At 65.1% G+C, this 13929-nt stretch carries 12 protein-coding genes; 5 read left to right on the plus strand and 7 right to left on the minus strand.

Features of this window, described 5'->3' with window-relative positions; all coding sequences use genetic code 11:
- Positions 1–161: 161 nt before the first annotated feature.
- Positions 162–2219 (minus strand): TonB-dependent receptor, encoded by a 2058-nt coding sequence (locus CMN27_RS01790; RefSeq protein ID WP_293623689.1) that lies wholly within the window; start codon positions 2217–2219, stop codon positions 162–164.
- Positions 2220–2829: 610 nt separating this feature from the next.
- Positions 2830–4104, minus strand: coding sequence for a PQQ-dependent sugar dehydrogenase (locus tag CMN27_RS01795; protein ID WP_293623690.1), 1275 nt, complete (start codon positions 4102–4104; stop codon positions 2830–2832).
- A 179-nt stretch (positions 4105–4283) separates the two neighbouring features.
- Here CMN27_RS01795 and CMN27_RS01800 point away from each other — a divergent pair, with 179 nt between their 5' ends.
- Positions 4284–4781, plus strand: coding sequence for an Hsp20/alpha crystallin family protein (locus CMN27_RS01800; RefSeq protein ID WP_293623691.1), 498 nt, complete (start codon positions 4284–4286; stop codon positions 4779–4781).
- Positions 4782–4849: 68 nt separating this feature from the next.
- Here CMN27_RS01800 and CMN27_RS01805 read toward each other — a convergent pair whose 3' ends face one another.
- Entirely contained in the window at positions 4850–5521 is a 672-nt protein-coding gene (locus CMN27_RS01805) for an NAD(P)H-dependent oxidoreductase (protein ID WP_293623692.1), read from the minus strand.
- Between the two features lie 83 nt (positions 5522–5604).
- On the opposite strand from CMN27_RS01805, the gene CMN27_RS01810 reads away from it, so the two are divergent.
- A complete protein-coding gene (locus CMN27_RS01810) occupies positions 5605–6483 on the plus strand; it encodes a LysR substrate-binding domain-containing protein (protein ID WP_293623693.1) in 879 nt (292 codons plus the stop codon).
- 18 nt (positions 6484–6501) lie between these two features.
- On the opposite strand, the gene CMN27_RS01815 is transcribed toward CMN27_RS01810, so the two are convergent.
- The 3 genes from CMN27_RS01815 to CMN27_RS01825 all read right to left on the minus strand — a co-directional run bounded on the left by CMN27_RS01815 (position 6502) and on the right by CMN27_RS01825 (position 10316).
- Positions 6502–7038: a 2,4'-dihydroxyacetophenone dioxygenase family protein gene (locus CMN27_RS01815; RefSeq protein ID WP_293623694.1), complete on the minus strand. Its 537-nt coding sequence runs from the start codon at positions 7036–7038 to the stop codon at positions 6502–6504.
- A gap of 85 nt (positions 7039–7123) precedes the next feature.
- Positions 7124–9646, minus strand: coding sequence for an FtsX-like permease family protein (locus CMN27_RS01820; RefSeq protein WP_293623695.1), 2523 nt, complete (start codon positions 9644–9646; stop codon positions 7124–7126).
- Complete coding sequence (locus CMN27_RS01825; RefSeq protein WP_293623696.1) at positions 9636–10316, minus strand: ABC transporter ATP-binding protein; 681 nt, start codon at positions 10314–10316, stop codon at positions 9636–9638. The genes CMN27_RS01820 and CMN27_RS01825 overlap by 11 nt, the downstream gene beginning before the upstream one ends.
- Between CMN27_RS01825 and CMN27_RS01830 the strand changes: the two genes are divergently transcribed.
- From CMN27_RS01830 to CMN27_RS01840, 3 genes are all read left to right on the plus strand, one after another.
- Entirely contained in the window at positions 10316–10990 is a 675-nt protein-coding gene (locus tag CMN27_RS01830) for an arylesterase (RefSeq protein WP_293623697.1), read from the plus strand. The two genes, CMN27_RS01825 and CMN27_RS01830, sit on opposite strands and share 1 nt — an antisense overlap.
- Positions 10991–11110: 120 nt before the next feature.
- Complete coding sequence (locus CMN27_RS01835; RefSeq protein ID WP_293623698.1) at positions 11111–11488, plus strand: antitoxin Xre/MbcA/ParS toxin-binding domain-containing protein; 378 nt, start codon at positions 11111–11113, stop codon at positions 11486–11488.
- A gap of 8 nt (positions 11489–11496) precedes the next feature.
- Positions 11497–12024, plus strand: a complete 528-nt coding sequence (locus CMN27_RS01840) for an RES domain-containing protein (protein ID WP_293623699.1) — start codon at positions 11497–11499, stop codon at positions 12022–12024.
- A gap of 388 nt (positions 12025–12412) precedes the next feature.
- On the opposite strand, the gene CMN27_RS01845 is transcribed toward CMN27_RS01840, so the two are convergent.
- Positions 12413–13894, minus strand: a complete 1482-nt coding sequence (locus CMN27_RS01845) for an amidase (RefSeq protein ID WP_293623700.1) — start codon at positions 13892–13894, stop codon at positions 12413–12415.
- Positions 13895–13929: the final 35 nt, after the last annotated feature.

A 13929-nucleotide genomic window follows, 5' to 3' on the forward strand; every position in this document is an offset into this window, starting at 1 on the left:
ATTGATGGCATCCAATTCATCGACGGAATAGACGAGCGACAACTCAGCAGGAAAGCCGCCTAGCTTCTTTCCTCATACACCAGATTTGACAGTAACTCGTCCAAAAAAAAACGCCCCGGCAAAGCCGAGGCGTTTTCTCTTTCAGTTGCGGCGACGCGGAGCTAGAACTTCACATTCACCCCGGCGATCACGCTACGCCCCGGTTGGGCGACCCGCAGGAACGAGGTGCTGCGCACGATCTCGTCGTCGAGCAGGTTGTCGCCACGCAGGTAGACCATGGTTTCGGTGTCGTCGTAGCCGGCCAGGCGATAGCCCACGAAGGCGGTCAGATCCGTATAGCCGGCGGTTTCGTCTTCCAGCGGGCCTTCGTTGTCCTGGCGGCTGGCGCGCAGGGCTTCCACGCTGCCCAGCCAGGTCTTGCTGTCGTAATCCAGCCCCACGCCGTAGCGCCCGGGGGTGATACGCGGCAGGTTGGTGTCATTGTCGAGCTCGGCCCGTACGTAGTCGCCCAGCACGCGGGCTGTCAGGCGATGGGCGCCTTCGATGAGGTCGTAGCCCACCTCGGCTTCGCCGCCATAGAAGGTGGCATCGGCCGCGGCGTAGTCGATGAGCAGGAACTCGCCGTCGGGCGCGAATTCGCCTTCTTCGTTCACGCGGTCGGCAATGCCGTTAGAGGCGGGCGTGCCGGTGCCGTCGGCGTTGAGGCCGGCGTCGACCGAGCGCTGGTAGATGTAGTCGTCGTACTTGGTATAGAACAGGCTGGTATCGAAGCGCAGCCGGCCGTTGATACGCCGCAGGCCCAGGTCGAAGCTGTTGGCCACTTCCTCACCGAAGCTGGCGTTGCCGCGTTCGTAGGTGAGCGTGGCTTCGTGCGGGCCGAAGCTGTAGAGCTCTTCGGTGGCGGGGGCGCGCTCGTAGCGGCCGGCGGTGGCAGTGAACACGTAGTGATCGCCAATGGTGCGCTTGGCGCCCAGCGAGACGCTGATCGGGGTGTGGTCGGTATCCGAGCGGCCTTCGCTGGTGTCCTGTTCCTGATATTCGGCACGCAGACCGCCCTGGAGGGTCCAGTTGTCGTCGAGCGGACGTTGTTCGACCCAGAAGGCGGCGATCGAGCGGGTATCGGTCGCGGGTACGAAGGATTCTTCTTCGCCGTAGGCTTCGAAGTCGCGGTCGAAACCCTGCACACCGAAAACGCCGGTAAAGCCGGCGATCGGCGCGTGCTCGGCGGCGATACGGAATTCGGTTTCCTTGTTATCGAAGAACGCTTCCGGGGTTTCCTCGCCTTCAGTATGCAGGTAGTCGGTATAGGCGCCGGAGAATTCGAGGCGGTTGATGCCCGGGGCGACGTCGTAGACCTCGCCCTTGAGGTCGTAGCGATCCTGGGTCAGGCGGATCTGGGCTTCTTCGCCGGGGATGCCGTATTCGCGCCCGAAATGGCTTACCGCGCCGCCGACATAGCCCCAGTCGCCGGAGTATGAGGTGCCGGCACTGTAGGTGTCGGTATCGGTGGCACTGTTGTCGATCAGGCGGCTGTCGTCGGCTTCGTAATCGTCGGTCAGGCGCTTCATGCCCTGCACGTTCAGGGCGAAGTCGCCGATGCCGCCGGTCACGTCCAGGCGTTGCAGGCGCTGGCCGAGGGTGCTGTCACCGCGTTCGAGGGTGGCCTCGCCGGTGATGCCGTCGGGCGCGGTCATGGGGATGCGGTCGGTGACCACGTTGACCACGCCGCCGATCGCGCCGGAACCGTAGAGCAGGGTGGAGGGGCCCTTGAGCACTTCCACCTGACGCGCGGAGTAAGGATCGATGCTCACGGCATGGTCCTGGCTCAGCGTGGAGACGTCGGCCGAGGCGAGGCCGTTTTCCTGTACCCGTACCCGCGCACCGGACTGGCCCCGAATCACCGGCCGGCCCACGCCCTGACCGAAATCGGCAGAACTGATGCCGGGCGTATCGGCCAGCGTCGCGCCCAGGCTCTGGCCGCGCTTGCGTACCAGCTCGGGGCCGGCGACCACGGTGGCCGGCTCGATGGCCTGGCTGGGGTCCTGATCGTCGAAGGCCAGGGCCTCGACCGAGATGGGGGCCAGCAGCGCGCTCTCTGCGGCGCTGTCGCGGTCAGCGTCGTTCGCGCTCTGCGGTTGTGCGAAAAGAGGTTGCCCGGCGCCGAGCAGGCACATGCCGGCTGCGGGCACGAGCAGGCGTGCATATTTCGAGTAAGCCATGAAAAGTATTCCGTCTGATGTGCGAGCCCGTGCTACGGGTTCGCAGAAAATGCCGCTACGGCGGCGCCCAGGTGCTTGTGATCAGACGAAACGGCTGGGTGGAGCCCGTGCGGCATGATGGCCGAGTTGGATACGGGCATGGCCGGCATGGATGGGCGACGCCGTCAGGGGGGCCCTGGGCAAGCTGAGCGTCAGGGCCGGCGTTTGTGCCGGTGGCACGCTGCCCGAATGGCCGTGTACACAGCTGGTACAGGCATGATCGATGTGGGCGACGGCGATCGGATGATCAAAGGCATGGGCGAACGCGAGCGCCTGCACGCACAGCAATGCGAGCACGACGAATGCATGACGTAAATGCCTGTTCCCCATCCCCAATCGAACTCATGTTCCCCGGCCGAGAAAGCCGGCCGGCGCGAATATTACGTTATAAAGTAGCAATAAACCAGCGTGGCGTCTGTTTTTCGTGGGCGTTTTTTATAGGCGCCAAGCGTGCCGGCATCCGCCGAATCCACCGAGCGTTGCGGCGCCTATTCGCGAACGCCATGAAAAAGCCCCGCGTACCTTGGGCACGCGGGGCTGCGGGGCTTGATAAACCCGTTCTTCGCGGCGATCAGTCGCTGGCGCGTGTCACCTTGAATACGGTGCCGCCGGCGTCGTCGCTGATGTACAGCGCGCCGTCGGGGCCCTGGGCGAGACCGGCCGGGCGATGGTCGGCGCTGCCCGGCGAGGCGACGGTTTCGCCGCTGCCGGTAAAGCCGGCCGCACCGGCGAAGTCTTCATAGTCGCCGCTGGCCTTGCCGTTCTCGAACGGCTGGTAGATCACCCGATAACCGGCCTGCGGGCTGGGCGCACGGTTCCAGGAACCATGAAAGGCGATGAAGGCGCCGCCGTCGTACTTCGAACCGAAGCCGTCGCCGTCATAGAACAGGATGTCCATGGGCGCCCAGTGGGCCGGATAGGCCGCCAGCGGCTGTTCGTAGTCGGCGCACTGGCCCACCTTGTTGCCGTCGCCGCCGTATTCCGGGCCCAGCACCTTCTTGTCCTGTTTCGGATCGTAGTAGCAGAAGGGCCAGCCGAAATGATCGCCTTCGCTGATGGCGAACAGTTCCTCGGCGGGCAGGTGGGCGCTTTGTTCCTGGGTGAAGGTATCGGGCCAGTTGGAGTGCAGCTGGTCGCGTCCGTGCTGAACGCCGTAGAGCTGGCCGTCGTACCAGTCCAGCGCAAACATGTTGCGCAGCCCGGTGGCGTATTCGGTTTTCGGCTCGAAGGTCTGGCCGGTTTCGGTCGCCGAGAACTTCCAGATACCGCCGTGGTTGTCGAGCAGCGGACAGGGGTCCTGGCCTTTCGATCCGGGCTGGCGGTCGCTTTCCTGGCAGGCATTGGACGGCGCGCCGTTGTTGACGAACAGCTGGCCGTCATCGCTGATCGCCAGGCCGCGCGCGGCGTGCGACGACTGCTGTGGCAGGCCGGTGACGATATGTTCCGGCTCGCCCTGCGGCACCAGATTGCCGTCGAGCTTGTAGCGGTAGATATCGGTCACGGTGGCGGCATAGAGCCAGCCGTCGTGAATCGCCAGCCCCGTGCCGCCGCCTTCGCCGAAGGTCTTGCGCTCGTCGGCCACGCCGTCGTCATCGCTGTCGCGTAGTGCCATCAGGCCGTGGCCGTCCACATCGTTGGCCAGGTTCACATAGACGGTGCCGTTGTCGGCGACCGCCAGATGGCGGGGCGCGCCGGCGTCTTCGGAGAATGGGGTGGCACAGAAGCCGTCGGGCAGGTCGAGCCCGGCGCTGTCGCAGGTGTCGGCCGCACTTGCATTGCCGGCTGCAAAAAGACCCGTCGCGGCCAGCGTCGTGGCGCACAGGGTGGAGAACGTCAACGTTCGCATCGATGATCCATTGTTATTGGCAAACACGTGCATCGGTTATATCAGTTACCGAAGACGCCGCGCAAAATTTCGCAAAAAAACGATCAAGCAAGTATTGAAACGTTTTACGCAGTCCCTATCTTTCCTGACGTAGCAACGCAGCCCGTTGATTAAGGGCGAAAAACTCAGGAGGGATGATCATGGCTATTCAGCGTTATCAGAACCGTTTCGAGCCGAGCAGCCTGCTCGCCCAGTTCAACGACGAGATCAATCGCATGTTCGTACAGGACAGCAATGCCTTCCCCGCGCTTTCCGGCGGGGCGTGGACGCCGAACGTGGATATTCGCGAAACCGGCGACGCCTATCACATCGAGGCCGAGGTTCCGGGCGTGGATCCGCAGGCCATCGAAGTGACGCTCGACAAGGGCGTGCTCACGCTCAAGGGCGAGCGCAATGAGGAAAAGAGCGGTGAAAACGGCCAGGCCCGCTATCGCGAGCGCCGCTTCGGTTCCTTCGTGCGTCGATTCTCGCTGCCGGAAACGGCGGACGAGGAGAATATCGACGCCCGTGCCGAACACGGCGTGCTACGGCTGACCATCAACAAGAAAGCCACCAGCGAGCCGCGGCGCATCACTGTGCGTAGCGGCGAAAGCGACACGCCGACGGTCGAGGCCCAGCGCGAAACCGCGAACGCCTGATCGACAACGCCGTCGCACGCTAAAGACGGGGCCCGCGCGGCCCCGTTTTTTATGGCCGCCCGCCGGATCTACCTGCGCGCGAGCGTGCGAGCCAAGTCTGCCACCTGTGCTTGTGCCGTATCGCGGGATGCTGCGAAGCGCGTGTCGCCGAATTCCTGGTACTCGATACCGACGTGGTGGATATCGCGGGCGCCGAGATAGCCCGATATCGATCGCAGGTGGGGCAATAGATGCCCGGCCTGTTCGTTGAATTCGCCCGGGCCGAATCCGAATTCACCAGACGCCGTGAGTACGACCAGCGTCTTGCCGCCGAGTATGGGTTCCAGCGGTCGGTCGCCGCGGGCCAGGTCGAAGCTGAAGGTCCGATTGATGCGCACGACCTGATCGACCCAGGCCTTGAGCGCAGCAGGCATACCGTAGTTGTACATCGGCGTGGCGATCACGAGCACGTCGGCCTGTTCCAGTTCTTCGATCAGCGTGTCGGACAGGGTCAGCGCGTCGTGTTGCTGTTCGCTTCGCTCAGCTGCGGGCGTGAAGGCCGCCGCGATCCAGTCTTCGGATATTGCCGGCGGCGGTTCAATACCGACGTCGCGGTGGATGAGTTCGATTGTCGATTCGTTTGCCTGCCACTCGGCGATAAACAGATCGCCGAGCATGCGGGAGAGCGAACGGGTGACGCGGGCACTGGCGTCGATACGCAGGAGGGTGGTCATGAGCCATTCCGATGGATGTGTCGGCATCAACTATCCAATCGCAGGGCGACGGTGACAAAAGCAAAGAAAGCGTCTATAGATGCGTGAAATTCACCTGTTTTGGGGCGCGGGTGTCGCTACCTTCGCTATCGGCGCTACGCGCTTTCGAAGCCGCGGCGCGTCTGGGCAGTTTCAAGGCCGCGGCCGAGGCGCTGCATCTTTCGCCCACGGCCGTATCGCACCACGTTCGCGGTCTGGAAGAGCAGCTGGGCGTATCGCTGTTCGTGCGTCGTACGCGGGCCATTGCACCGACCGAAGCCGGACTGCAGCTGTCGCAGGCGGCAACGCGCGCGTTTTCGGAACTCGAAACGGCGGTGGCAACGCTTCGTGATAACGAAAATCGACTAACGGTCTCCGCAACGCCGGCTTTTGCGACGCTGTGGCTGGCGCCGCGTATCGATGCATTCGAAAAGCGGTATCCCGATCTGCGGGTACGGTTGCTCTCGTCCACCGAGACGGTGGATATGACGCGCGACCGCGAGGTCGATATCGCGATCCGTTATTCGGCTGCCACGACGGATGCGGACGAAGGCGACGTGCTGGTGCGCGAATCGGTGGCTGCGTTTGCCAGTCCGGCCTATCTCGCGGCGGGGATGTCGATCGAGACTGCCGATCGTCTGGCCACGCGCTGGCCCGCTTCGCGGCTCGCCCCGATCGACTGGCCGGCATGGCAGGCGCAGGCCGGCGTCGGACCGCTCGACGACGCAAGGCTACGCACCTTCGCCCACGAACAGGAGGTGGTACAGGCAGCGCTGGCCGGTAAGGGCATCGCGCTGGTCAGCGAGTTGCTGGTACGGGATATGGTGGATCGAGGCTGGCTCGTGGCCTGGCGGCCGGATATTCGCATCTCCGGCCATGCCTATCGGCTGATCACCGGACCGTTGAACCGCCATACACGCCGTGTGCAGCGGTTCACGAGCTGGCTTCAGGATGCGCTCGCCGACGACTGAGGCGAGGGAGCCGCGCCTCTAGCGAAACAGCGTATCGATATGGTCGGCGCCGATGCCTACCCGGTCGTAGTGCTCGCGGCAGAGGGCGATATAGTCGTGGACATCGAAATAGCCGTCCGACTCGCCCTGTTCGTCGAGCCAGATGAGCGGGCCCTTGACCACGAAAAACACCCGCATCGGATCTTCGTGTTCGTAGGCGACGAGGGTGTGGCCTTCGCCCGGGGTTTCGTAGACAAAGTCGCCAGCGGTGGCGATCCAGTCGTGTTCCAGATACCCCCATTTGCCGGAGATTGTATAGGCGAACACTTCGTTGGGGTGGTAGTGGCGATTGACCAGGCCGGCGCCCTTGGCCATGAGCACGTCGCACCAGCGGTTCGACGACGGCGAAATCCATAGCGGCCGGGACGAGACCGTGTCGCTGAAGGGCACGTAGTAACGCTCGTCTTCGGTGGGTGCATTGGCGATATGCACTTCGGGTAGCGTATCCGGCTTGAAGCTGTTAGGGATCGGCGGGATATCACGCCAGAATTCGGCGGCCGGGCTCTTGGTGGCCATGCTATCTCCTCGATATTCTTGTTTGCAGGCTTCGAGTGTCCGGGTGCGGGCGATCGCGTGCAACGTCGCCCGCCTGCCGTAGTCGCTAGTCGCTGGCGCGCAGGCTGGCCCAGGCGGGTTGGCGCAACACCTCGCGCAGCGAGGCCAGCCCGGAGAGGGCGATCACGGCGGTGGCGATACTGATCGCCATCAGCCACAGCGGCCAGCGCCAGGCATAGCCCAGGTCGAACACCCATACCGCGAGCACGATGGCGGTGACCTGGGCGATCGCCGCTGCCAGCAGCGAGGCACACAGGCCAATGAGAAGGCACTCGCCGAAGGTAGCCTGACGCAGCCAGCTCGAGCGCGCGCCGAGCGCCCGCAGCAGTGCGGCTTCGCGCAGGCGTTCGGCGCGGCTGGCCTGCATGGCGGCCAGCAGTACCACCAGCCCGGCGGCCAGGGTGAAGCCGAACACCAGCTCGATGGCCAGGCTCAGCCGGTCGATCAGCGTGGTGAGCTGTTCGAGAATGGCGGCGATATCGATCACGCTGATATTGGAGAACTCGCGCACCAGGGCGCCGATCACGCCGTGGGCGTCGTCGGGTACGTACAGGCTGGTGATATAGGTCGCCGAGAATTCGTCCAGCACGCCCGGCGCGAACAGCACATAGAAGTTCGCCTGCAGGCTGGACCAGTCGATTTCACGAATGCTTTCGATGGTGGCCGTGACCGGCGTGCCGGTGATGTCGAAGGTGAGGCTGTCGCCCACGTCCACACCCAGGCGTTCGGCCACGGAGGTATCGATGGACATGCGCGGCTTGCCGGTATCGTCCGCATCGAACCACTGGCCGGCGACGATACGGTTGTCGTTTTTCAGATCGTCGATCCACGACAGGTTCAGCTCGCGCCGGGTGAGCTCGCCGGCCTGTTCGGCCAGTTCGCCGTCGTCTTCGATCGCGGTGCCGTCCACCGCGGTCAGCCGGCCGCGTACCAGCGGATAGAAGTCGGCGTCGAGTCCGGCCTGTTGCAGGCGTTCGGCCACCGCCGGCTGTTGTTCGCGGGTGATGTTGATCAGAAACCGATTGGGCGCGTCGGCGGCGATATCCGCCTGCCAGCCGGCAAGCAGGTCGCCGCGTACGATCACCAGCATGAACAGCATGGTCAGGCCGATGCCAAAGGCCACGATCTGCAGCGCGCTGGCCTGGCGTCGGCGTGCCAGGGCTGACAGCGCCAGCCGCAGGCCCGGCCCGCCGCGGTTGCCGATACGCGGGCGCAGCCGGTCGATGCCGGCCAGCAGGCCCAGGGCAACGACCCACAGCACGGCGGTGCCGCCAATAGTCGCACCCACCACCCAGGCGGTGAGGGTGATATCGCGGGTGGCAGCCGCCGCCAGCAGGGCAACGCTCGCCAATGCTGCTGCATAAATCAGCCACATGCGCCCGCGCTGTTCGGCCAGAGAGCGGGCCAGCACCCGGGCCGGCGGCGTGGCCCGTGCCTGGGCCAGCGCGGGCCAGGCAAAACCAGCCAACAGCACCGCGCCCGTGGCCGCGGCCGGCCACAGGGCCAGCCACGAGGCAGTGGGCAGCTGGATTTCGAAGGCACGGGCGATCAGCTGTGAAATACCCAGCTGGGCCAGCCAGGCAACCAGTAGCCCGAGGCCGATACCGATCGCGCCCACGAATACCAGCTGCCAGGCCATCAGCCGGGCGATCAAGCCGCGGGCTGCACCCAGGGTCTTGAGCAGGGCGATTTCATCCAGCCGCGACGATGCATGCTGGCGTGCAGTCAGCGCGATGGCGACGCCCGCGAGTACCACCGCCACGAGTGCGGCCAGGTCCAGAAACACATCGGCGCGATCCAGCGCCCGCGCCAGCGCGCGGTTGGATTCGGCCGGGGTGCGCAACCTCTCGCCGGGCTGCAAGGTCGGTTCCAGGCGCTCGCGCACCTGTTCGAGCGCGGCCGGTTCGCCGGCGATGCGTTCGTCGTAGTTCGCCCGGCTGCCCGGGCCGAGCAGGCCGGTGCCGGCGACGTCGGCATCGCGTATGAGCACCCGCGGCGCGATATTGGCAAAGCCCTGGCCGCGATCGGGTTCGATTACCAGCACGGCGGCGATTTTCAGGCGTGCATCGCCGAGGTGGAGCGTATCGCCCACCGCAAGCTGCTGAGCATCGAGAATGCGCTGGGCTACCCAGGCCGTACCCGGCTCGGGGGCGCGGGTGACCGTTTTGGTCGGGCTGCCCGGGTCGCCCCGCCGCAGCGTGACTTCGCCGCGCAGCGGATAGCCGTCTTCCACCGCCTTGACCGAGACCAGCGTGATTTCGTCGTCGTTCTGGCTGACCACGCTCGGGAACACGGTCACGCCGTGATGGGCCACGCCGATCTCGTCGAGAATTGCTGCACGCTTTTCATCCAGCGGCGCCCGCAGTTCCAGTTCCAGGTCGCCGGCGAGCGTAGCCGCGCCCTGGCGCTCCATGCCGGCGCGTACGCGATCGGTCATCTGGCTGACCGCGCCCACCGCGGCCACGGCCACCACGAGCGCGATCAGCAGAATCCAGGCCGAGCCGTCGCGCCGGCTGCGCCCGATCTGGCGCCAGGCCAGTCGTACGGCGGAGGTGCGATCAGTGCTCACGCAGATGTCCGTCGGCCAGCCGGGTCCGTCGGGCACAGCGGGCGGCCAGGTCCTCGTCGTGGGTGACCAGCACGAGAGTGGTGCCCTGTTCGGCGTTGAGTTCGAACAGCTGGTCGATCACTTCGGCCCCGGTCGCGCCGTCGAGGTTGCCGGTGGGTTCGTCGGCAAACAGGATCTTGGGCCGGCAGGCAAAGGCGCGGGCTAGGGCCACGCGCTGCTGTTCGCCGCCGGAGAGCTGGCGCGGCGTGTGCTTGATGCGATGCGCCAGGCCCACCTGTTCAAGCAACCGCTGCGCGGTTTCGCGTGCCTCGCCCAGATCGGCGCCGGTCAGTTCCAGCGGCAGGGTGACGTTATCCAGCGCCGACAGGCCGGAGAGCAGCTGAAACGACTGAAACACGAAGCCCACCTGGCCACTGCGCCATGCCGCGCGTGCATCCTCGTCGAGATCCGACATTTCGCGTCCGAGCAGGGAGAGTTTGCCGCGGCTGGGCGTATCCAGCCCCGCGAGCAGGGCCAGAAGCGTCGATTTGCCCGAGCCGGACGTACCCACGATCGAGAGCGTATCGCCCGTGTTCAGCGATAGTTCGATACCGTCGAGGATGGTGAGCGCACGCTCACCGCTTTCGATCGTCTTGGACAGATCGACCGCTTCTAATGCAGGAGATGACATTGAGCCGAGTTTCTTGGTCCGAAAAAGGTTGGTTGCGCCGCGTACTGGTTACGATGACCGCGGCGCTGCTGTTCGCGACATGCAGCTTCGCATACGCACAGCCGAGCGTGCTGGTTTTCGGCGACAGCCTGAGCGCCGGTTACGGCCTTGATCGCGGCGAAGGCTGGGTGGCGCTGCTGCGCGATCGCCTTGAAGAAAACGATCGCGACGTTGAAGTAGTCAACGCCAGCGTCTCCGGCGAAACCACCGCCGGCGGGCGCGGGCGGCTGGATGCCGCGTTGAAACGCCACGAGCCGGCGGTGGTCATTCTGGAGCTGGGCGGTAACGACGGCCTGCGCGCGCTGCCGGTTGAAACCATGAAGGCCAACCTCGCCGCCATGATCGAGGCCAGCCGCGATTCGGGTGCCAAGGTGCTGTTGCTGGGCATGCGTATTCCCTCCAACTACGGTAAGCGCTATGCCGACCAGTTTCACCAGGCGTTCGTCGATCTGGCCGAAGAAACCGAGGTCGCTTTCGTACCGTTCTTTCTGGAAGACATCGCCACCGATCGCGGCAATTTCCAGAACGACGGCGTGCACCCCAACGCCAAGGCCCAGCCGGCCATGCTCGATGCCGTCTGGCCGGAGCTTGCGCCCTTGATCGATGCCAAGGCGACGGCCGCCGCACAACCGTGAATTCTGCCGGTCGGTCGAGGCTGCTGCCCAATCGATTGCCGCCTCAGCCCAGCCTGGCAACCCGGCAGCCAAACCGCGAGCACATGCTAATATGACCACATTGGCGGCTAACGATATGGCATGTCCATGAATATCAACGACACCGACGACCGCTTCTTCCATCTCGCCGGCAACGAGGCGATCGAATCCCGGGCGATCGCACAGCGCCTGCATGTCAACAAAACCCAGCTTGCCGACGTGTTGGGGATTGGCGTTGACTCCCTGCGACGCAGCCATCGCGAGCGCGCCGCACGTGTGCAAACGCGCATGCGCGACATGATCGAGATCATCAACCGGGCCCAGCCCTGGGCCGGTTCGGTCAACCAGGCGTTTGCCTGGTATCGCTCCCAGCCCCTGCCGTCGTTCGGCGATCAGACCGCCGAAGAACTGGTGAAGGAAGGGCGGGCGGATGCCGTGAAAGCCTATCTGTCGCGCATCAACGAAGGCGGCTATGCCTAAGGCCGGGCATGGCGGGCGACTATTTCAGCGGCACGGTCTATCGCGCGCATAACCCGCGCTGGTCGTTCGCGCCCGATTCTGGCGCCGGTGCGGCCAAGCACGGCGGACGGTTCAACCGGCCCGGCGTGCCCGCGCTGTATACCAGCAGCCGCTACGAACTCGCGATCGTAGAAGCCCATCAGGGCCTTCCCTACAAGCTCCAACCGCTCACCATCGTGAGCTACGACGTCGCGCACGACAGCGTGCTCGACCTTTCGACCCCAGCGGCCTGCGACGTGGCCAACGTGGCATTCGAAGACCTGGGCTGCGCCTGGGAACTGATTGCCTACGAAGGCGCGACACCGCCGAGTTGGGCACTGGCCGATCGCCTGATCGAGGCCGGCGTCGGTGCCATTATCGTGCCCTCGTTTGCAGTGGGCGCCAATCGCGGCGACCGCAATATCGTGTTCTGGCGCTGGCAGTCCACACCGCCGTGCCAGGTGGCCGTGAACGACGACTGGCATCGCCTGCCGCGCGATGATCGGTCCTGGCGCTGATGAATCAGGCGCTTTAGCTCAAGCAAGTCGATTGTCCGCAAATGGACGCGAAGGCACGCGAATAAGTCGAAAGCCAGAGCGCTCGAAAGCCGGTTGGACTGGTTTTCATGCCGCATGCTGAACGCTGGACATAATCAAGCGCCCCGGCATGGCGGCTTAACCAAGCCTTGGCGCGAAGCGTTTCGATGGACTCTGCCGCCTTTTCTTATTCCGTATCTGCTACGCCGCGAAAGTACGCAACCGCATCTGCGAGCATTTGCGTTGATCTGCGGACTTTCTTATTTGCCAGAACAATGTCCGCAGACCGCAGACGTATGCCTTACGCCCGCGGTCAGGGACGCGACCAGATGTTGTTCGCTGCGATCGAGCGACCGATGCAGTCGCCTGATTAGCCGCTTTCCTTGGTCGCGTATGGGCAGGCCGGCGCCTCGACGCCGGCGGCGGCCAGATGCTGGGCGAAGGCGATGGTGGTGCGGTCGTGGCCGTAGTCGCCGACGATCTGCAGGCCCACGGGCAGGCCGTCGTCGGTCAGGCCCACGGGGGCGCTGGTGGCCGGGAGGCCGGCGACGGTGGCCGGGGCGATCCAGCGGAACAGGTTGGTATAGCCGTGGCTGTTGCCGTCCACGTCGATCTTGCGCGAGAGCACGTTGCCGCCGTGGTCGTGGGCTATGGCGGGCACGCAGACGCTGGGCAGCAGCAGCACGTCGTAGTCGGCGAACAGGCTGTGCCATTTGGCGCGCAGCTTGTGTCGGGCTTCGTCGGCCTTGGCCCAGTCGCGATGGCTGGCGGTGGCGCGTTCGGCAAAGCCGCCCACCGTGCCCATGTCGTTCTTGCCGACCAGGCCCATGAACTTGGCGCCGCGTCGGGCCTTGTTATAGAGCTTGTCGGGAATGGAGGCGCCGACCAGGCCGTTGAGCAGGCGGTCGTAGGTTTCGTAGCTGGCTTCGAAGCCGCCCGGCAGGTCGTCGAGCTTCGTGACCGTCGCACCCGCGCGGCGGGCGGCTTCGAGCGCGTCTTCCAGGCGTGCTTTCACCGCCGCCGAGATCGGGCAGAAGTCGTGCTCGAACAGATAGCCGATCTTGAAGTCGGCAAGCGTCGTGGGTTTGGGGGCGGGCAGTTTCGCCTGCCAGACGCTGGCTTCGATGCTGTCCGCGCCGGCCATGACGTCGAGTGCCAGGGCCAGATCCGCCGGATGGCGAGCCAGCGGGCCGGCCACGCACAGATCGGGTTCGCCGCGGGTGCCGGGCGGCCCCGGGATATGCCCACGCATGGGAATCACGCCGTAGGAACTCTTGTGCCCGTACACGCCGCACCAGCTCGAAGGCGTACGAATCGAGCCGGCCAGATCGGAGCCCAGCTCCAGGGGCGTGAAGCCGGCAGCCAGACCCGCGGCCGCGCCGCCGGAGGAGCCGCCTGAGGTGCGCTCGGTGTTCCAGGGGTTGTTGGTGGTGCCGTAGATCGGGTTGAAGGTCTGTACGTCCTGGGCCAGGCGCGGCGTGTTGGACTTGCCGAAGATTACCGCGCCGGCGGCGCGTAGCCGGGCCACGGCCACGGCATCGTCGCTGCTGCGATAGTCCTTGAGCTTGGGCTCGCCGACTACGGTGGGCAGGCCGGCGACTTCATAGGTGTCCTTGATCGTCATCGGCACGCCGTGCAGCGGCCCCCAGTTCTGCCCGGCCGCGATCGCGGCGTCGGCTTCATCGGCGCGCTGGCGGGCGGCTTCGATATCCATGGCCACGACGGCGTTGATCGGTTCGCCCAGCGTTTCGATACGTGCCAGATAGTGGTCGAGCGCTACGCGGCTGGAGATGTCGCCACGGGCGATGGCGCCGGCCAGTTCGCCGGCGCTGAGTTGATGGATATCGGTCATCGGGTCGTTGTCCTTGTCGTTCTCGAACTTGATAT

The organism is Salinisphaera sp. (assembly GCF_002729955.1).
GTDB lineage: Bacteria > Pseudomonadota > Gammaproteobacteria > Nevskiales > Salinisphaeraceae > Salinisphaera.